This window comes from Sphingomonas sp., assembly GCF_041661825.1.
GTDB lineage: Bacteria > Pseudomonadota > Alphaproteobacteria > Sphingomonadales > Sphingomonadaceae > Sphingomonas.
On the sequence record NZ_JBAZTU010000004.1, the window covers coordinates 638663 to 656001 of the forward strand.

General features: G+C 67.3%; 21 protein-coding genes. 14 read left to right on the top strand and 7 right to left on the bottom strand.

Going from position 1 to position 17339, the window contains the following annotated elements:
• Positions 1-24 precede the first annotated feature (24 nt).
• Genes WC729_RS21735 through flgB form a run of 4 tightly spaced genes read right to left on the bottom strand, consistent with a single transcriptional unit; the run spans position 25 to position 2768 of the window.
• Positions 25-1290: a flagellar hook protein FlgE gene (locus WC729_RS21735; RefSeq protein WP_372856514.1), complete on the bottom strand. Its 1266-nt coding sequence runs from the start codon at positions 1288-1290 to the stop codon at positions 25-27.
• 26 nt (positions 1291-1316) lie between these two features.
• On the bottom strand, positions 1317-1997 hold the full coding sequence (locus WC729_RS21740; protein WP_372856515.1) for a flagellar hook assembly protein FlgD: 681 nt from the start codon (positions 1995-1997) through the stop codon (positions 1317-1319).
• Positions 1998-1999: 2 nt separating this feature from the next.
• A complete protein-coding gene (gene flgC, locus WC729_RS21745; protein WP_372856516.1) occupies positions 2000-2410 on the bottom strand; it encodes a flagellar basal body rod protein FlgC in 411 nt (136 codons plus the stop codon).
• Between the two features lies 1 nt (position 2411).
• Positions 2412-2768, bottom strand: a complete 357-nt coding sequence (flgB, locus tag WC729_RS21750; protein ID WP_372856517.1) for a flagellar basal body rod protein FlgB — start codon at positions 2766-2768, stop codon at positions 2412-2414.
• Between the two features lie 248 nt (positions 2769-3016).
• Between flgB and WC729_RS21755 the strand changes: the two genes are divergently transcribed.
• The 8 genes from WC729_RS21755 (at position 3017) to WC729_RS21790 (ending at position 9476) form a co-directional block, all read left to right on the top strand.
• Complete coding sequence (locus WC729_RS21755) at positions 3017-3715, top strand: motility protein A (RefSeq protein WP_372856518.1); 699 nt, start codon at positions 3017-3019, stop codon at positions 3713-3715.
• Positions 3712-4245 carry a flagellar motor protein MotB gene (locus tag WC729_RS21760; protein ID WP_372856519.1) on the top strand — a complete coding sequence of 178 codons (534 nt, stop codon included), beginning with the start codon at positions 3712-3714 and terminating at the stop codon, positions 4243-4245. Before WC729_RS21755 ends, WC729_RS21760 begins: the two co-directional genes overlap by 4 nt.
• Positions 4246-4298: 53 nt before the next feature.
• Positions 4299-4835 carry a flagella basal body P-ring formation protein FlgA gene (locus WC729_RS21765; RefSeq protein WP_372856650.1) on the top strand — a complete coding sequence of 179 codons (537 nt, stop codon included), beginning with the start codon at positions 4299-4301 and terminating at the stop codon, positions 4833-4835.
• A 67-nt stretch (positions 4836-4902) separates the two neighbouring features.
• Positions 4903-5199, top strand: a complete 297-nt coding sequence (flgM, locus tag WC729_RS21770) for a flagellar biosynthesis anti-sigma factor FlgM (RefSeq protein WP_372856520.1) — start codon at positions 4903-4905, stop codon at positions 5197-5199.
• Positions 5186-5515 (top strand): flagellar protein FlgN, encoded by a 330-nt coding sequence (locus WC729_RS21775; protein WP_372856521.1) that lies wholly within the window; start codon positions 5186-5188, stop codon positions 5513-5515. Before flgM ends, WC729_RS21775 begins: the two co-directional genes overlap by 14 nt.
• A 259-nt stretch (positions 5516-5774) precedes the next feature.
• Entirely contained in the window at positions 5775-6647 is an 873-nt protein-coding gene (locus tag WC729_RS21780) for a lytic transglycosylase domain-containing protein (RefSeq protein WP_372856522.1), read from the top strand.
• 4 nt (positions 6648-6651) lie between these two features.
• Entirely contained in the window at positions 6652-8733 is a 2082-nt protein-coding gene (gene flhA / locus WC729_RS21785) for a flagellar biosynthesis protein FlhA (protein WP_372856523.1), read from the top strand.
• On the top strand, positions 8730-9476 hold the full coding sequence (locus WC729_RS21790; RefSeq protein ID WP_372856524.1) for a FliA/WhiG family RNA polymerase sigma factor: 747 nt from the start codon (positions 8730-8732) through the stop codon (positions 9474-9476). Before flhA ends, WC729_RS21790 begins: the two co-directional genes overlap by 4 nt.
• On the opposite strand, the gene WC729_RS21795 is transcribed toward WC729_RS21790, so the two are convergent.
• Together WC729_RS21795 and WC729_RS21800 are read right to left on the bottom strand one after the other, a co-directional pair.
• Complete coding sequence (locus WC729_RS21795) at positions 9424-9813, bottom strand: antibiotic biosynthesis monooxygenase (protein WP_372856525.1); 390 nt, start codon at positions 9811-9813, stop codon at positions 9424-9426. The genes WC729_RS21790 and WC729_RS21795 overlap by 53 nt on opposite strands.
• Positions 9810-10118, bottom strand: coding sequence for an NIPSNAP family protein (locus tag WC729_RS21800; RefSeq protein ID WP_372856526.1), 309 nt, complete (start codon positions 10116-10118; stop codon positions 9810-9812). The genes WC729_RS21795 and WC729_RS21800 overlap by 4 nt, the downstream gene beginning before the upstream one ends.
• A gap of 71 nt (positions 10119-10189) precedes the next feature.
• On the opposite strand from WC729_RS21800, the gene WC729_RS21805 reads away from it, so the two are divergent.
• Entirely contained in the window at positions 10190-10867 is a 678-nt protein-coding gene (locus WC729_RS21805; protein ID WP_372856527.1) for an ArsR/SmtB family transcription factor, read from the top strand.
• A 118-nt stretch (positions 10868-10985) separates the two neighbouring features.
• Here the strand turns inward: WC729_RS21805 and WC729_RS21810 are convergent, their stop codons facing one another.
• On the bottom strand, positions 10986-11795 hold the full coding sequence (locus tag WC729_RS21810; RefSeq protein ID WP_372856528.1) for a flagellin: 810 nt from the start codon (positions 11793-11795) through the stop codon (positions 10986-10988).
• A gap of 441 nt (positions 11796-12236) precedes the next feature.
• Between WC729_RS21810 and WC729_RS21815 the strand changes: the two genes are divergently transcribed.
• The 5 genes from WC729_RS21815 to WC729_RS21835 are packed head-to-tail and all read left to right on the top strand — an operon-like array spanning position 12237 to position 17335.
• Positions 12237-13517 carry a sigma-54 interaction domain-containing protein gene (locus tag WC729_RS21815; protein WP_372856529.1) on the top strand — a complete coding sequence of 427 codons (1281 nt, stop codon included), beginning with the start codon at positions 12237-12239 and terminating at the stop codon, positions 13515-13517.
• The gene (gene fliE / locus WC729_RS21820; RefSeq protein WP_372856530.1) at positions 13514-13873 is read left to right on the top strand and encodes a flagellar hook-basal body complex protein FliE; all 360 of its coding nucleotides are present in this window, start codon (positions 13514-13516) and stop codon (positions 13871-13873) included. The genes WC729_RS21815 and fliE overlap by 4 nt, the downstream gene beginning before the upstream one ends.
• Positions 13874-13876: 3 nt before the next feature.
• Positions 13877-15598 (top strand): flagellar basal-body MS-ring/collar protein FliF, encoded by a 1722-nt coding sequence (gene fliF, locus WC729_RS21825; protein ID WP_372856531.1) that lies wholly within the window; start codon positions 13877-13879, stop codon positions 15596-15598.
• Positions 15595-16602 (top strand): flagellar motor switch protein FliG, encoded by a 1008-nt coding sequence (gene fliG / locus WC729_RS21830; RefSeq protein ID WP_372856532.1) that lies wholly within the window; start codon positions 15595-15597, stop codon positions 16600-16602. Before fliF ends, fliG begins: the two co-directional genes overlap by 4 nt.
• Positions 16595-17335, top strand: a complete 741-nt coding sequence (locus WC729_RS21835; RefSeq protein ID WP_372856533.1) for a flagellar biosynthesis protein FliH — start codon at positions 16595-16597, stop codon at positions 17333-17335. Before fliG ends, WC729_RS21835 begins: the two co-directional genes overlap by 8 nt.
• The last annotated feature ends 4 nt before the right edge of the window (positions 17336-17339 follow it).

The window sequence follows — 17339 nt, forward strand, 5'->3', positions numbered from 1 at the left end:
AGGTTTTCCCGTCCGCCCTTGAGATCAGCTGCGGATGTTGAAGATGGTTTCGGAGATCTGGCCGGCGGTATCGAGCGCCTTGGCGTTCGCCTGGAAGTTCCGCTGTGCCGCGATCAGGGCCACCAGTTCCTCGGTGATATCGACGTTCGACCCCTCGACGGTGCCCGACATCAGCGAGCCGAAGCCATTGTCGTTGGCGCTGCCGAGCGTCGCTTCGCCCGAGATGCCGCTGGCCGACCAATAGCTGTTGCCCATCTGGCGAAGGCCCGACGGATTGGCGAAGTTGGCGAGTGCCACCTTGCCCAGCGGCTTGGTGTCGCCGTTCGAGAAATTGGCGCTGACGATCCCCGATTCGTCGACGGTCACGCCGGCGAGCTGGCCGACCGACTTGCCGTCCTGGCTGCGCGCCTGGACCGAGAAGGCGCTTGGTGCCTGAGTCGTGCCGGTCAGGTCGAAGGTCAGGCTCTGGGCCGAGGTGCCCGACGACGAGGTGAAGGCGTCATAGCTGATCGGTGCCGTCGGCGCGGTCATCGTGCCCGCAGCATTGAAGGTCACGGTCACCGGATTGGTCGATCCGCCGACGGCCAGCTGCTGGTTGCCGACATAGGAATAGACCGACCAGCTGTTCGCGCCGGCCGGGCTGGCGGCATCGTTGCGGACATAATAATTGGTCAGGGTCATCGCGTTGCCGCTGGCGTCGTAGATCGTCGTCGCGGTCGAATTGTTGTACGATGCGGCATTGGTGCGATCGAAGGCGGTGCCTGGTGCGGTCGCGTTGGCCGACAGGTTGACGTCGAGCGCGACCTTTGCGGTGGCGGTCGGCGTGCCGCTGGTTTCCGGCAGGGTCAGGTTGATCAGGCCGTCCTGGCCGGTCGCAGTGACATTGCCCTCGGCGTCGACCGGATAGACCTGCAGCGCGCTGCCCTGGGCATCGACCACATAATGGCTGGCCGGATCGACCGAGAAGCTGCCGTTGCGGGTATAGGCGGTCGAGGCGTTGATGCCGTTGGTCTTGACCGTGAAAAAGCCGTCGCCCGAAATGGCGATGTCGAGCGAGGAGCCGGTCGCCTTCAGATTGCCCTCGGTGAACAGCTGGCGGTTGCCCTTCACGACCGTACCGGAGCCGACCACCTTGGTGGGATCGGAGGTGACGCTGGACGCGATCACGTCAGCGAAATCGGTGCGGCTCTTCTTGAAGCCGTTGGTCGCGACGTTGGCGAGGTTGTGCGAGATGGTCGACATCTCGGTCTGGGCCGCCTGCAGGCCGCTGAGTGACGTGTAGAAGGACATGCTGAGCTACTCCAAGGGGGTCTGGGTCAGCCGATCTGGCGAACGGCGGAAATGGGAACCTGGCCGAGGCCGGGAAGCGTAAGGATCGGCGAGCCCGAGGCGGGCATCGAGACCGCGGCGACTGGCGACCAGACAAGGCCGCGGCTGGCGACGGTGGCGCCGCCATTGGCAGCCGAGACGGTGACCTTGAACGGACCGGGGCCAGCGTCAGCGCCGCCGTCGGTCTTGCCGTCCCAGTCGTAGTTGATCGTGCCCTTGGGCTGGGGCCCGAGATGCTGCGTGGTCAGCACCTGGCCATTGGCGTCCTCGATCGTGACGTTGACGTCGGTCGCGTCGCCATCGATCTCGACGGCGCCGGCGATCCCGCCCGAGGTGCGGCCATAAGCGATATTGCCTTCGGTCAGCACGGTGCGGCCGACATAAGCGAGCGCGTCGCTGGCGCTGGTCCCGGACAGCTTGTCCGAGATCGCCTTCAAGGTCGTGTTCATGTCGGTGATGCCGGCGAGCGACGAGAATTGCGCCATCTGGGCGACCATCTGGGTGTTGTCGACGGGCGAGAACGGGTCCTGGTTCTTCAGCTGCGCCGTCATCAGCTTGAGGAAGTCCGCCTGGCCGAGCGAGGTCGAGCCCGACGAGGCGACCGGCGCGCTGTTGGTCGTGCGGTTGATGCCCAGATTGTTGAGCGTGGTGTCGAAGGCGGAGCTCATGATCAGCGTCCCAGCTTGAGGGTATCGAGGATCAGCGACTTCGCGGTCTGCATCACCTCCACATTGTTCTGATAGCTGCGGGCGGTCTCCATCATGTCGACCAGCTCGCGGGTCTCGTCGACCGCGCTGACGAAGACGTTGCCGTCCTTGTCCGCCATCGGGTGCGATGGATCGTACAGCTTGGTCGGGTCGCCGCCGGCGGTCACGATCTTCTCGACATTGACGGTCGCGAGGCCCGTCATCTTGTCATATTCAGTGCGGAACACCGGCTTGATCGTGCGGTAGGCGGTGTCGGCGCTGCCCGTGATCGCCCCGGCATTGGCCAGGTTCGACGCGGTCGTGTTCATCCGGATGAGCTGCGCCGACATGGCGCGCCCGGCGACCTGGAAGATGTTGAGGCCGTTGTCAGCCATGTTATTCGCCCTTCAGCGCGCGGGTGATCTGGCCGATCCGCCCGTTCAGGAATGACAGGGTCGTCTGGTACTGGACCGCGTTCTCGGCAAAGGCGGTCTGCTCGGTCGACAGCTCGACCGTGTTGCCGTCGAGCGAGGCCTGGCTCGGCACGCGGTAGCGCACCGAGTTCTCGATGCTGCTGCTGCCGCCGGTGCTGTCCGACTGTTCCATCGCGGAGAGCGCGGTGCGGAAGTCGATGTCCTTGGCCTTGAAGCCGGGGGTCGACGCATTGGCGATGTTCGATGCGAGCAGGCCCATCCGCTGCGAACGCACCTGTAGCGCCGCACCGTGGACTCCGAAAAGCATGTCGCTGGCCATGGGCCTTCTCCTGCGCAAGATTGCGCGAGGGAACTCAGCAAAGGCCGTGCCAAATGCGCTTTGCCGGGTCAGGCGCGGTTTCCTGCGCCCGTTGCGGCAGAGGAAACGGCAAGGCCTTGCCGGTGCGGCGGCAATCTTGCCGGTCGCCCTGCCGCCTTGCCGGGTCGGGGAGCGCGGCGATGCCGGGGCGATGTGGGGGGATCGCCGCCGGCCGGCACTTGGCCCACCCCTTGCAACGTACGGGGGCGATGACGACAGCACCCGATATCGCCCAGATAATGGGCCCGTTCCTCGACCCGCTTGCGATCTCGATCGTCGGCGGCGGCACCCTGCTTGCGGTCGTGCTGCGCACGCCGATGCGCGATCTGTCGCGGGCGCTAGCGGCGCTGGGCACGATCGGCCGGCGGCGCTTCGATGCCGGGCCGCTGCTCGACCAGGTCGCCGCGCTGGGCCGGATCGCCCGGCGGCACGGCGTGATGGCGCTCGATCGCTCGGTGATCGCCGATGCCGATGTCGCCGCCGCGATCGCCGCGATCGTCGATGGCCGGCCGGCCGCCGACGTCGAGGCGCTGGTCCAGCATCATCGCCGCGCGCGGATCGACCGCCATGTCGCCGCCGCCGATGTCTGGTCCGGCATGGCCGAGGTCGCACCGGCGATGGGCATGGTCGGCACCCTGATCGGCCTGGTCGGCATGTTCGTGAAGATGGACGATCCCGCCGCGATCGGGGGATCGATGGCGATCGCGCTGCTCGCGACGCTCTATGGCGCGTTGCTCGCCAATCTCGTTGCCGCACCGGTGGCCGCGCGCTTGCGCCGCCACGCCCGCGAGGAAGCGGTCGAGCGGCTGCGGCTCGAAGCGCCACTGGTTGCGCTCGCTGCCCGCGAGCAGCCGCGGTCCGCCGCGCCCTCGTTGGGCATTCCGGTGCCGATGGCCGACGTGGCATGACCGACGAGTTTCCCGAAACAATGCCCGCGCGGCCGATCTGGCTGATGACGCTCGCCGATCTGGCGTTGCTGCTGGTCGGCTTTTTCGTGCTGATCCAGGCAGGCCAGAATCTCGACCGCAAGGCGCTGGCCCAGGGCATCCGCGAGGGTTTCGGCGTGTCCAGCAGCCCGGCCGCGACGCCCGATCCCATTCCCGTCGCCGCGGCGGCGATGATGAATTTCGCCCCCGGTTCGGCAGCGCTGCCGTCGACGCCTGCCGGCCTGATCGCCTGGGCGCGCGAGGCCGTGCGCGATCCGCGCGTCACCTTGAAGATCAGCGGCAGCGTCGATGGCTCGGCCCGCGACGTCGATGCCCTGACCGGCAGCGGCGCAGTCCTTGCCGCCGACCGCGCCCGCGCCGTCGCCGCCACCCTGGCCGAGGCGCATGTCGTGCCCGCCGGCCGCATGACCATCGTCAACGCGCCCGAAATTCCGGGGCGCACCCACCGCACCGTCGTGATCACCATCGGCTTTGCCGGGGAGCGGCAATGATCTGCCGCCCGGCAACCCGGATTTGCCGTTCCAGGGAGAATAAAATGTCTCGCATGTTCGCTGCTGGCTTCTTCGTGCCGCTGGCGCTGATGGCCAGCCCGGCCGTCGCTGCCGGACCCTTTCAGGATACCGCCTCGATAGACCGGGCCGTTGCCGCCTTCACCGGCAAGGGCATCGGCGACCTCGGCGGCGCCCGCAGCGTCGTCGATGCGCGGCTGAAACTTGCCGCCTGTCCGATGGTCTCGATGTCGTGGCGCACCGCCGGCCAGGACGCCGTCGTGGTGACCTGTACCGGCCCGGAATGGCGGATCTTCGTGCCCGTTCGTGCCATGGCGACCCCGGCTGTCGCGCCTCGGGCCGCAGCGCCCGTCACGATCGCGCCGGTCAAGCTGGCGGCAGTGATCAAACGCGGCGATCCGGTGATGATCGCGGCCGGCTCGCCCGGCTTCTCGATCACCCGCGACGGGGTCGCGATGGCCGATGCGGCGCCCGGCGCGCGCTTCCTGGTGAAGGTCGACGGCGCCAAGGCGCCGGTCCAGGCTGTGGCGATCGAATCCGGTCGCGCGACGCTGCCGGGATGGACGGAATAATTCCTTAAGGTGTCGGCGAAACGGTCGTTACTCCTCCTGTCAGCGTAACCTCAAAGGTGCAGGCGTGGTGGATTCGATCAACTCAAAGCCAGTTGCCGGACGCGATCTTCAGGTCGCTCCGGTCGCGCGCACCGCGCAGGCAGCGCCTGCGGCCAAGGCGACGGGCCGCGAAGGCGTTGTTGCGGAGCAGCTGAAGCTCTCGGCCATGGCGTTCGGCTTTACCGAGCAGGCGCCGGTCGATCATGAGCGGGTGTCCCGCATTCGCGCCGCGATCCGCAACGGCACCTTCCCGATCTATCCTGCGAAGATCGCCGACCGGCTGATCGCGCTCAAGCTCGAATGGAATCCGCATGACGGCAAATAACGCCAAACGCGACGCGCTGATCGGGGTGATCGAATCGCTTCACGCCGAGATTACCGCGCTGAAGGCGAATGACGTCGAAGCGCTGGAGCGGGCGACCCAGGCCAAGCTTGCCGGGATCGAGGCCATTGCGGTGCTGGGTACCGGCCCGACCGGCTCCGACCTCCGCGATCTGGCCGAAGAGGCCAACCGCCTCAACGAGGCCTGCCGCATCTATGTGAACCTGATGGCGGCAAATGTTCGCCGCCGCCTGCAAAGTCTGACCGGTGATGCCGGCATGGGCTATAGCCGCGGCATGGGACTCAAGGCTTACGCCTGAGGGTTTTTGGGGTTTGTTGCCTGGGCTTCCTCTCCAGTGGGAGAGGATAGCGAAGCTTGGCAGCTTGCTGCTTAGCGTAGCTTGGTGAGGGGCTCCGGGAGCTCTCGATAGCTCCCGGAGCCCCTCACCAACTTCGACTAGATCGCTGCGCTCTCAAGTCTCCGTATCCTCTCCCACTGGAGAGGATAAAGCGACCCTCCCTAACTGGCACGCTCCTTGCTGCTGTGACCCTGAATAAGGGCAACGCAGCCAGGGAACGATGACCTTCAATCCGATTACCACTCTTACGGGTACCAAAGCGACCGGCTCGGTGCAGTCGGCGATTGCGCTGGCGAGCCAGAAGACCGGTATCGACTTCCATTACCTGATGGGTCAGGCGCAGCTCGAGAGCGGGATGCGGGCCGATGCGCGCGCGGGCACCTCGAGCGCCTCGGGCCTGTACCAGTTCATCGAGCAGAGCTGGCTTCGCGTGATGAAGCAGCACGGAACCGAACATGGTCTCGGCTGGGCCGCGGACAGCATCTCCACCACCAGCTCGGGCCGCATGGCGGTGAGCGACCCCAATATGCGCCGTGCGATCCTGGCGCTGCGCAACGACCCGCAGACCGCGTCGATCATGGCCGCCGAGCACGCCTCCGACAACAAGGACGCGATCGAAAGCTCGCTCGGCCGCGATGCCACCGGCACCGACCTTTATATGGCGCATTTCCTCGGCCTGGGCGGCGCCCGATCGTTCCTCGGCGCGATGCAGGACAATCCGAACCGCACCGGGGCGACGATGTTCCCCGCCGCCGCGCGCGCCAATCGCAACGTCTTCTACGCCTCGAACGGCCAGCCGCGCACCCTGTCGCAAATCTATGAGCGCTTCGCCGCCAAGCTGGATGCCGGGGCCGCAGGCGGCTCCGCCAGGGCCGGCGCCGTCCAGCTCGCATCGACCACGCTCGGCGATTCCGGCGCGACCGTCATCCCCGGCAATGGCGAGACCAGCACCAGCGAGGCCGCCGTCTGGGCGCAGGCCACGCTCGACCAGATCAACGGAGGATCAGCCCGCGTGCAGACAGCCAGCCTGATGCGGCCGACGCCCGATACGGCGCGGCTGGCGTATATGATGCTCGCGACCCTGGGGGCCTGAGACCATGGCCGTTGCTCTCAAGCGTGGCGGCGTCGGGCCGCTGGTCCGCTCCTCCGCTTTGCCGGTCGCGATCCTGTTGCTGGTCGTGCTGATGGTCGTGCCGATCCCGCCGGCCTTGCTCGACCTGTTCTTCATCATGAACATCACGATCAGCCTCGCCGTGCTGATGGTCTCGCTCAACGCGCAGAAGCCGCTCGACTTCTCCGCCTTCCCGACCGTGTTGCTGTTCGCCACGCTGTTCCGCCTCAGCCTGAACGTCGCGTCCACGCGCGTCGTGCTGGTGCACGGCCATGAGGGCGAAAGCGCCGCCGGCCATGTCATCGAGGCGTTCGGCACCTTCCTGATCGGCGGCGATTATGTCGTCGGCCTGTTCGTCTTCGCCATCCTGGTCATCATCAACATGATCGTGGTGACCAAGGGCGCGGGCCGCGTGTCCGAAGTGTCGGCGCGCTTCACCCTGGACGCCCTGCCCGGCAAGCAGATGGCGATCGACGCCGATCTCAATGCCGGCCTGATCACGCCGGAAGAAGCCAAGGCGCGCCGCATCGAAGTGGCGACCGAAGCCGATTTCTACGGATCGATGGACGGTTCGTCCAAGTTCGTGAAGGGCGACGCGGTCGCCGGCCTGCTGATCCTTGCCGCCAACATCATCGGCGGCCTGATCCTGGGTCCGGTCAGCCACGGCATGACGATCGGCGATGCCGCGCACAATTATGTGCTGCTCGCAGTCGGCGACGCGCTGGTCGCGCAGATCCCGTCGCTGATGCTGTCGATCGCTGCCGCCGCCATCGTCACCCGCGTCACCTCGAGCATGGACCTTGCCGGCCAGATCGGCAGCCAGTTCGGCTCGGCCCGCACCTGGACGCCGGTCGCGATCATCCTCGCCTTGCTCGGCGTGATGCCCGGCATGCCGCATCTGGTGATCCTGCCTGCCGCCGCCGCCGCCGGATTCGCTGCCTGGAAGCTGCGCCAGATCGCCAATCGCCCGGCCCCGGTCGAGGCCGTCACGGTCGAGCCGGTCGATCAGTCGAAGATCGGCTGGGAGGAAGTCACTGACGGCATGCAGGTCAATCTCGATATCGGCTACGGCCTGGTGCCTTTGGTCGACGAGCGCCGCGGCAGCCCGCTGATGGCGCGGATCACCGGGGTGCGGCGCCAGCTGTCGAAGGAACTCGGCTTCGTCGTGCCGCAGGTGCGGGTGCGCGACGACATCAACCTTGCGCCCTTCACCTATCGCATCGTCGTCGGCGGCGTCACCGTCGGCGAGGACAGTGTCTCGCCCGACGAGATGCTCGCGCTCGATACCGGCCAGGCGTACGGCCATCTCCAGGGCAAGAAGGCCAAGGATCCGACCTTCGGGCTCGACGCCGTCTGGATCTCGGCCGGCGATGCCGATGCCGCGACCGGCGCCGGCTATCTGGTGGTCGACCCGGGTACCGTCGTCGCGACTCATCTCAATCACCAGCTCGGCGTCCATGCCAGCGAGCTGCTCGGCCCCGACGAAGTGCAGAGCCTGCTCGACGGGCTGAAGGATCGGGCGGCCAACCTCGTCGCCTCGCTCTCGCCCAGCCCGCTGCCGCTGACCACGCTCACCCAGGTGCTGCGCGGGCTGCTCGCGGAGAATGTGCCGCTGAAGGAATTCCGCCGCATTGCCGCCGCCATCGCGGTAGCGGCGCAGCGCACGCTCGACGCCGACGAGATCATCGAGCTGATCCGCCCCGAGCTTGGCGGGCTGATCATTCAGAAACTGTGCGGCGTGCGCGAGCCGCTGCGCGTGATGACGCTGGAGGGGCAGCTCGAAGGGCTGCTCGGCCAGGCCGTCCGTTCCGATCCGTCGCGCCGCCACACGATCGAACCCGATCTCGGCCGCCGCATCGTCGATGCGCTTCAGCGTGCCGCCCAGCCTTTGGTCGATGAGGCCAAGCCCTTCGCGCTCGTCGTCCAGCCGGCGATCCGCGTCGCCATTCGCAAACTCGTCCGTACCATCTTGCCGGATACCCCAGTCATGAGCTTCTTCGAAGTACCCGAGGACAAATCCGTCGAAGTCGTCGCCGTGATCGGCGCGCCCGGGGCGCTGCCGGCATGAGCGCGCAGCCGCACCCCGCCGCATTCGCCGAGGCGACGCCGCTCGTTTATGGCCGCACCGCTGCGCCCGACCTGGCATTGCTCGCCAAGAAGCATATGCCGCTGGTCCGCCGGCTCGCCTGGCATATCCATGGCGGCATGAGCAGTGCGATCGAGGTCGAGGACCTGATCCAGATCGGGCTGGTCGCCCTGGTCGAGGCCGCTTCGACTTTCGAGGATCGCGCGCTGGTGAGCTTCGAGCAATATCTCGTCACCCGAGTGCGCGGATCGATGATCGATGCGCTGCGCCGCCAGGCGACCTTGACGCGCGGCGCGATGCGCCGGCGCCGGGCCTATAACAATGCGATCGCAGTGCTCACCACCGAACTGGGCCATGCGCCGACCGAGGCCGCCATCGCCGGGAAGCTGTGCGTCACCGTGGAGAAGCTTCGCATGGAATATGCGACGGCGGAGCCGGTGCGCTTCGAGGCGATCGACGAAGTCTATGCCGACGACAAGCCCTGGTTCGCGAGCGACGAGCCCGATGCGTTCGAGCAGCTTGCCGAGGCCGACCTGCGCGAGGCGCTGATCGGGGCGATCTCCGCTTTGCCCGAACGCGAGGCGCAGGTGATCCAGCTATATTATGTCGAGGAGCTCAACCTCGAGGAGATCGGGCTGGTCCTCGGCGTCGGCTCGGCGCGGATCTGCCAGATCAAGAAATCGGCGCATGACCGGTTGAAAAAGGCGCTGATGCGGCGGGGCTGAACGCTGCCCGGCTGTCGTCGGGCGCTTCGTCGCGCTCGCTCATGCCGTAGTCCCGCACCACCGCCGCGATGCGCAGGCGATAATCCTCGAACACGGAGTCGCGGCCAAGCTTCTGGGTTGCGCGGTGCGCCGGCCGGTTGCGCCACGCCGCGACCGCCGCCTCGTCGCGGAAGAAGGAGAGCGAGAGCAGCTTGCCCGGCTCGGCCAGGCTTTCGAATCGTTCGATCGAGACGAAGCCGTCGATTGCCTCCAGCTCGGGCCGCAATGCCGCGGCGAGGTCGAGATAGCGTGCCTTCTGGCCATCGGCGGGGCGGACCTCGAAGATCACCGCGATCATTGCGCATCGACCCGGCGCAGGAACAGCCGGTCCTCGCGGCGGATGAAGCGTTCGGCGTGCGCGAACGCGTAATTCTCCTGTCCCAGCGGATCGGCCTTCAGCCTGGCGCGATACGCTTCGTACGCGGCCAGATCGGCGATCGAATAGACGCCATATGCGGTGGTCGCCGATCCTTCATGCGGGGCGAAATAGCCGATCAGCTCGGCGCCGCAGCGCGGGATCGCCTCGCCCCAGGTCCGCGCATAGCGCTCGAACGCCGGGACGTTGAACGGATCGATCTCGTAGCGGATGAAGCAGGTAATCATGGTCGGGCTCCGTGGTTGCGGCGTCTTCCTAGCGCTTGATCTGTCGTCGATGGTTCGGTTATGACCGAACCATGAAGGACGGGCCCAGCATTGCCGCAATCGCCGCGCTGATCGGCGACCCTGCGCGCGCGAACATGCTGACCGCGCTGATGGACGGGCGCGCGCTGACCGTCAGCGAGCTCGCCGAGGCGGCGGGCGTCGGATTGCCGACCGCGAGCGGTCATCTGGCGAAGCTCGACGCGGCCGGACTGCTCGTCGCGCGCAAGCAGGGGCGGCATCGGTATTTCCAGTTATCCGGGGCCGATGTCGGCGAAGCGCTGGAGAGCCTGATGAGCCTGGCGGCGCGGACCGGTGCGATGCGGGTGCGGACCGGGCCGAACGACGCCGCGCTGCGTGAGGCGCGGATCTGTTACGATCATCTTGCCGGCGAGCGCGCGGTGGCGCTGATGCAGGCGTTCGAGCGGCGCGGGGTGATAACGGGCGGGGATGCGCCGGCGGTGACGCCGGCCGGTATCGGTTTTCTTGCCGGGATCGGCATCGATGTGGCGCAGCTCGGCAGCTCGCGGCGGCCCTTGTGCCGCGCCTGTCTCGACTGGAGCGAGCGGCGGAGCCATCTCGGCGGTTCGCTGGGCGCGGCGATCCTCGATCATGTCATCGCCGCCGGCTGGGCGCGCCGCGGCGAGGGGCGGGCGATCCGCTTCAGCCCGGCCGGCGCGGGGGCGTTCGATGCGGCGCTGCTGAACTTCTGACTCAAAAACCCCGGCAGTCTTGCGACCGCCGGGGCTCCTGGTTGCTCCGCCCTTGCGGGAAGAGCCCGGTCGGCCCCGACACCCTCATTGGGGGGCGGTGCCGGGGCCGTTCTCGGTATTAGCGGAGCAGCGAGAGCACGCCCTGCTGCGTCTGGTTCGCCTGAGCGAGCAGCGCCGTCGACGCCTGGCTCAGGATCTGGGCCTTGGCGAGGTTGGTCGTTTCGGTCGAGAAGTCGACGTCTTCGATCCGGCTGCGGGCGTCCGTCAGGTTGGCGACGTTGCTGGTCAGGCTGTTGACCACCGACTCGAGGCGGCTCTGGCCTGCACCGATCGACGAACGGGTCGTGTTCACGGCGAGCAGGGCGGTGTCGAGCGTGTCGAGCGCGTCGGTGGCGCCGTCAGCGTCGGAGATGTCGATATCGCCGACATCGTCCAGGTCGAGCGCGGTGATGGTCAGCGTGACCTGGTCGTCCGAGGCCGAACCGGTCTGGATGTTGACCGCGACATCGCTGGCGCCGAACAGGGTCACGCCGTTGAAGTTGCTCTTCGACGTGATGTCCGACAGCTGCGAGGCCAGCTCGGTGACTTCCACCTGCAGGTTGGTACGGTCGTCATCGGAATAGGTGCCCGAAGCCGACTGGACCGACAGTTCGCGGATGCGCTGCAGGATGTTGGTGACTTCACCCAGGGCGCCGTCGGCGGTCTGGGCGAGCGAGATGCCGTCGTTCGCGTTGCGGATCGCCTGGCTCTGGCCCTTGATCTGCGAGGTAAGCGAGGAAGCGATGGCGGAGCCCGCCGCGTCGTCCTTCGCGCTGTTGATGCGCTTGCCGGTCGACAGGCGCTCGATGCTGGTCTGCAGCGCCTTCGACGCCGCGTTCGACGCGTTGGTCGCGCGCAGCGCGGCAACGTTGGTTCCGATAACAGTCATTTGTCCGATCTCCACTCTGATCCGACGATCCCCGCCGCCCCCAAAGCGGAGGGCCGAGCCGTCACAGGAGGTAACGGCAGGATCGCGCCGGGTTTAAGTCTCTTTTGTTTGCCGGCCGCGTCGCACCGCCTCCGGCCTTCGCGCGCGCGAGCACGTACGGGCGATCGCGCGCAGGGAATCACTTGCCGCGCGGCGGCATGGTTAATTCTCGTGCAGTTTCGGTGGCCTGCCTGGCTGGAAGCATCCATTATATAATTGAATTATCACGACTTTATGTGATGCTGTAGCATTGGGCACACGTCCGGGGATCTCCCAACTCCCAGTGAGGGTTCGCTGGCGGCAGATAGCGGCAGCACAGCGGAAATAAATTGCCGGGCGGCAACATGCTTAACGGTTGGTTTACCAAATTCAGGGCATTTGGCTGTCTCAAGGGGGAAGTACATGCGCTCCATCGTTCCATCGGCCGCTGTATTGCGGCAGAAATACACGCTCGTGTCGTCGCTCCGCGCCCAGGGGTTCGCGGTTCGCTCGTTCGAGGATGGCCGGCCGCAGCCGGGCGACATCTATCTCGTCGCCGATGGCGAGACGCCGCCCGCACCTGCCCGTACCGTGGTGATCGGCGCTGAGGGGCGCCATATCGTCCCGGCCCGCGACGGCAGCCCGGCGCGCATCGCCTTCGGCCCCGAGGACGCGCAGGTCGGCAACGGTTTCGTCCGCGCGCTGGTCGCCGAGCCCGAGGCGCCGACCGCCGCCGATCCGGAGAGCCTCGCGCTCTACGCTCTCGCCGAGCGCGTCGCCGCCGCCGACATCACCGTCCTGATCAATGGCCCGACGGGCACCGGCAAGGAAGTGCTGGCCCGCGCGATCCATCTCGGCTCGAGCCGCCGCGACGGCCCGTTCATCGCGATCAACTGTGCTGCATTGCCCGAGACGATGCTCGAGGCTTTGCTGTTCGGCCACCAGAAGGGCGCCTTCACCGGTGCCTCGTCGGGCGGCGAAGGGTTCTTCCGCGCGGCGCATGGCGGCACGCTGTTGCTCGACGAGATCGCCGAGATGCCGATCCAGCTCCAGTCGAAGCTGCTGCGCGTGCTGCAGGAGCGCGAGGTCGTGCCGATCGGCGCCTCGACGCCGGTCTCGGTCGACGTCCGCATCATCGCCTGCGCCAACCGCGACCTGCAGGCCGAAGTCGCCGCGGGCCGGTTCCGCGCCGATCTTTATTACCGCCTCTCGGTTTTCCCGCTGACCACCAAGCCGCTTGCCGAGCGCCGCCAGGATATTCCCGCGCTCGCCGCGACCCTGATCCTGCGCCATGCCGGCAACCGCACGACCGTTCCCTGGCCCGACGCCTCGGCGATCGACGCGCTGATGGGTCACGACTGGCCGGGCAATGTCCGCGAGCTCGAGAATGTGATCCAGCGCGCGTTGCTGTTCGCGGCGGGCGACACGATCCATGCCGAGCATATCGTGTTCGACCGTCCGTCGGCACCGATGCCGGTGTTCGCGGCGCAGGCCGCCAACGACCAGCCCGCCACGCAGCCTGCGACTCTGGGCAACATCGTCCAGATGAGCGAATTCGCCGCGATCCGCGAGACGCTTGCTGCGTGCGGCGGCAGCCGGATCGAGACGGCGCGCCGCCTCGGCATCTCGGAGCGCACCTTGCGCTATCGTCTTGCCAAGGCCCGCGAACAGGGTGACGACATCACCCGGGCGGTCTCGGCATGAGCGGCGTCGGGGGAATCGGCGGCGCGATGAGCGTCGACCGGGTGATGCAGCTTCGCGCGCAGATCCTGGAACGCAACGAAGCGCTGTCGCGCGCCAACGCCACGGGCGCCACATCGGCCCCTGCATCGACTCAGCCGACCAGCTTCACCGCGACGATGGAAGAGGCGCTGAAGAGCGTCAACGAAGGCCAGAACAAGGCCGGCGCGCTTTCCGCCGCGTACGAGCGCGGCGAGAATATCGACATCGCCAAGGTGATGCTCGCCCGCCAGCAGGCCTCGGTCGGCTTCGAGGCGACGCTGCAAGTCCGCAACAAACTCCTGTCCGCTTACAAGGACATCATGAGCATGCCGGTCTAACCCATGAGCAACGCCCTCACCCCATCCGCCGCCTCCGCCCTGCCGGAACGCTTCGCCAACCCGCTACGGCAGATCCAGGATGTGCTCGCACAGCCAGCGGTGCGCCGCAGCTTGCCGATGGTGCTGATGGTCGGCCTCATCGCCGCCGCCGCGCTTGCCTGGGTCATGCTGTCCACGCCGACGCAGAAGACTTTGTTCTCGGGGCTCAGCGACGTCGACAAGGGCTCGGTCACCCAGGCGCTCGAACAGGCCAAGATCACCGCGCGCATCGACGAGGGCACCGGCGCCCTGACCGTCAACGAGGATGACTATTCCCGCGCGCGCATCCTGCTCGCCGGCCAGGGCCTGCCCAAGGGCGCGCCCGGCGGCTACCAGATTCTCGACAATCTGCCGATGGGCGTCAGCCGCGCGGTCGAGGGCGAACGCCTTCGCCAGGCGCGCGAGACCGAACTCGCCCGCTCGATCCAGGAGATCGACGCGGTGGCCGAGGCACGTGTCCATCTCGCCACGCCCGAGGCATCGGTGTTCGTCCGCGACAATGCAGCACCCTCGGCGTCGGTGATCGTCAAGCTCCAGGCCGGTCGCTCGCTGGGCGATGCGCAGGTCAGCTCGATCATCAATCTCGTCGCCTCGTCGGTGCCGGGCATGAAGCCGGAATCGGTGACGATCGTCGACCAGATGGGGGGGCTGCTCACCAAGGGATCGGCCCAGAGCGCGCTCGGCATCGCCAGCGACGAACGCATCGCCTTCCAGCGCCGCATCGAGGAAAAGAACCGCGCCCAGGTCGTGCAGCTGCTGACGCCCTTGATCGGTGCCGGCAACTTCACCGTCGAGGTGCAGGCCGATGTCGATCTCGACGAGACCCAGGCCACGCGCGAAAGCTATGACAAGCAGGGCGCGCTGCGCGCCGAGCAGGGCAATTGGGTCGGCAACCAGAAGGACGGCGCCGGCGCTCAGCCCGGCGGCATCCCCGGTGCGCTGTCCAATACGCCACCGCCGGCCGCGACGCTGACGGCGCCGCAGCCTGCCCCGGCGCCGACTCCCGCGGCGACGCCCGGCGCTCCCGGCGCACCCTCTGCGGCCGGTGCCGTGGTCGGCGCCGTGGCCGATGCGATGAAGCAGAGCGATCAATATAGCCGCGCCTATGACCTCGGTAAGGAAGTCTCGGTCACCCGGGCCGCTCCCGGTGCGATCAAGCGGCTGTCGGTCGCAGTGCTGCTGCGCGATCCGGAAACCGGCAAGCCACGCAGCCAGCTCGAGATCCAGCAGATCACGCAGCTCGTCCAGACTGCCGTCGGCTTCAATCAGGGCCGTAACGACCAGGTCACGGTGATCAGCCGCAAGTTCGCCGGCGCTACGGCGCTCGACGACAAGCAGCCCTGGTATGAGGCCGGCTGGCTACCAGTGGTGGCGCGCAACGTCACCGCGATCGTCATCGCCCTGCTCGTGCTGTTCCTCGGTGTCCGCCCGCTTGCCAAGGCAGTGCTGAAGAAGCGCGACGACACGGCACCGCGCCTGGCGCTCGGCCGTGACTATGGCAGCGCAGGCGGCGCGAGTGATGGTGGTGGCGCCGGCTTCGCAAGCGGCCCGGTCAGCATCGACGCGCTCGAAAGCGCCCGCAACTATGACGACCGGATCGGCATGGTCCGGGGCTTCACCCGGGACAATCCCGCGCGCGCCGCGCTCGCGGTGCGTGACATGATCAAGGCGGACGCAAAGCAATGACCGCGCCCTTCCGCAACTATACCGGCGTCGAACGCGCCGCCGTGCTGATGATGCTGGTCGGCGAGGAGGAAGCGGCTGCGATCCTGCAGAAGCTCGATCCCGAGGAAGTCCGCCAGCTCGGCAAGGCGATGTTCGCCGTCGCCGATGTCAGCGAGAGCGAAGTCGAATTCGTGCTCGACGATTTTGTCGGCAAGGCGCGTGAGCGCACCGGCATCTCGTTCGATCCGCGCCCGCAGATCGAGACGATGATGACGCGCGCGCTCGGCCAGGAAAAGGCGGACAGCGTGCTGTCGCGTATCATCCCGGCCGAGGACGCCTGCCAGATCGACCTGCTCGATTGGCTCGACGCGACCGAGATCGCGGGGCTGATCGAGAAGGAGCATCCCCAGATCGCCGCCGTGCTGATCGCGAACCTCGATCCGGTGGTCGCGGCGCAGGTGCTCGAATTGCTGCCCGACGCGGCGCAACCCGACATCCTTCATCGCCTCGCCCGGCTCGGGCCGATCACGCCCGAGGCCGTCGAGACGCTGAAGACCGTCCTCGCCGGCCGGGTCGGCTCGACTCAGCAGCCGGCGGGCGTCACGCTCGGCGGCACCAAGGACGCGGCGAAGATCCTGTCGAGTGGCCGCAAGGCGACCGAGCTCAGGGTCATGCCCAAGTTGTTCAAGATCGACCGCGAAGTCGCCAAGGCGATCGAGGAGGCGATGTTCGTCTTCGACAATCTGCTCGAGCTCGACGACAAGAATCTCGGCACGCTCATCCGCAACATCGACGGCGATATCCTCACGCGCGCGCTCAAGGGCGTGGACGAAGCGATGCGCGCGCGCTTCCTGGGCTGCATGTCCAGCCGTGCGGCGGACGGCATCCGCGACGAGATGGAAGCACGCGGGCCGATGAAACTGTCCGAAGTGCTCGAGGCGCAGAAGGTGATCATCCAGATCGCGCGCAACCTTGCCAAGGACGGCACGATCCAGATGGGCGGGGGCGAGGACGATTATGTCTGATTTCACCGCCGGTTTCGTCGCGCGGCACGAAGCGGTGGCGCAGGCGCTGCATCAGGCCTTCGAGGTGCCGCCCGAGGGTTTTGCGGCGTCGGATCTCAAGACCTGGGCCGCACATCGCGCCAGCCCAAGGTCCTTCTCGCCGCAGGGCGATGGGCCAAGGCACTTCCACCCGGCCGATCCGGGAACCAACCCGACCGAGGGGTGGGATCCCTTCGCTGCGGCGGAGGCCGCACCGGAGCCCGTCTTCGTCGATCCGGTCGCGACCGCGCATGCGGCGGGTTTTGCCGAGGGCATGGCCGCCGCGATCGCCGAGATCGGCGAAACCGGCGCGCGCGACCGCGCCTTGCTCGCGGAACTCGGTACGGCCTTGCGCAACGATGGCCGGCTCGACCGCGACGTGATGGCGCGCCAGTTGCGCCAGACCGTGATGTTCCTCGTTTCCCGGCTGATCGGGGAAGTCGGCATCGCGCCGGATATCCTTGCCCGCCGGATCGATTCGGCCGCCGAGATGCTCGCCGACAGCGCCGAATCCGCCTTGCTGCGCGTCCATCCGGACGATGTCGCCTTGCTCGACGGCAAGCTGCCCAAAACGGTATTCGCGGTCGGCGACGTCCATGTCGCGCGCGGCAGCTTCGTGCTCGAATCCGTCTCGACCATCGTCGAGGACGGCCCCGAATTGTGGCTCGAGCAGCTTGCCCAGGCGATCGACCGCGTCGCCGTGCCGACTGTGTGAGGGG

Bases quoted from the DNA above. Each gene is read 5' to 3' on its own strand.
- WC729_RS21735 (WP_372856514.1), bottom strand. From the start codon at position 1,290: ATGTCCTTCTACACGTCACTCAGCGGCCTGCAGGCGGCCCAGACCGAG.
- WC729_RS21740 (WP_372856515.1), bottom strand. From the start codon at position 1,997: ATGAGCTCCGCCTTCGACACCACGCTCAACAATCTGGGCATCAACCGC.
- flgC (WP_372856516.1), bottom strand. From the start codon at position 2,410: ATGGCTGACAACGGCCTCAACATCTTCCAGGTCGCCGGGCGCGCCATG.
- flgB (WP_372856517.1), bottom strand. From the start codon at position 2,768: ATGGCCAGCGACATGCTTTTCGGAGTCCACGGTGCGGCGCTACAGGTG.
- WC729_RS21755 (WP_372856518.1), top strand. From the start codon at position 3,017: ATGACGACAGCACCCGATATCGCCCAGATAATGGGCCCGTTCCTCGAC.
- WC729_RS21760 (WP_372856519.1), top strand. From the start codon at position 3,712: ATGACCGACGAGTTTCCCGAAACAATGCCCGCGCGGCCGATCTGGCTG.
- WC729_RS21765 (WP_372856650.1), top strand. From the start codon at position 4,299: ATGTTCGCTGCTGGCTTCTTCGTGCCGCTGGCGCTGATGGCCAGCCCG.
- WC729_RS21775 (WP_372856521.1), top strand. From the start codon at position 5,186: ATGACGGCAAATAACGCCAAACGCGACGCGCTGATCGGGGTGATCGAA.
- WC729_RS21780 (WP_372856522.1), top strand. From the start codon at position 5,775: ATGACCTTCAATCCGATTACCACTCTTACGGGTACCAAAGCGACCGGC.
- flhA (WP_372856523.1), top strand. From the start codon at position 6,652: ATGGCCGTTGCTCTCAAGCGTGGCGGCGTCGGGCCGCTGGTCCGCTCC.
- WC729_RS21790 (WP_372856524.1), top strand. From the start codon at position 8,730: ATGAGCGCGCAGCCGCACCCCGCCGCATTCGCCGAGGCGACGCCGCTC.
- WC729_RS21795 (WP_372856525.1), bottom strand. From the start codon at position 9,813: ATGATCGCGGTGATCTTCGAGGTCCGCCCCGCCGATGGCCAGAAGGCA.
- WC729_RS21800 (WP_372856526.1), bottom strand. From the start codon at position 10,118: ATGATTACCTGCTTCATCCGCTACGAGATCGATCCGTTCAACGTCCCG.
- WC729_RS21805 (WP_372856527.1), top strand. From the start codon at position 10,190: ATGAAGGACGGGCCCAGCATTGCCGCAATCGCCGCGCTGATCGGCGAC.
- WC729_RS21810 (WP_372856528.1), bottom strand. From the start codon at position 11,795: ATGACTGTTATCGGAACCAACGTTGCCGCGCTGCGCGCGACCAACGCG.
- WC729_RS21815 (WP_372856529.1), top strand. From the start codon at position 12,237: ATGCGCTCCATCGTTCCATCGGCCGCTGTATTGCGGCAGAAATACACG.
- fliE (WP_372856530.1), top strand. From the start codon at position 13,514: ATGAGCGGCGTCGGGGGAATCGGCGGCGCGATGAGCGTCGACCGGGTG.
- fliF (WP_372856531.1), top strand. From the start codon at position 13,877: ATGAGCAACGCCCTCACCCCATCCGCCGCCTCCGCCCTGCCGGAACGC.
- fliG (WP_372856532.1), top strand. From the start codon at position 15,595: ATGACCGCGCCCTTCCGCAACTATACCGGCGTCGAACGCGCCGCCGTG.
- WC729_RS21835 (WP_372856533.1), top strand. From the start codon at position 16,595: ATGTCTGATTTCACCGCCGGTTTCGTCGCGCGGCACGAAGCGGTGGCG.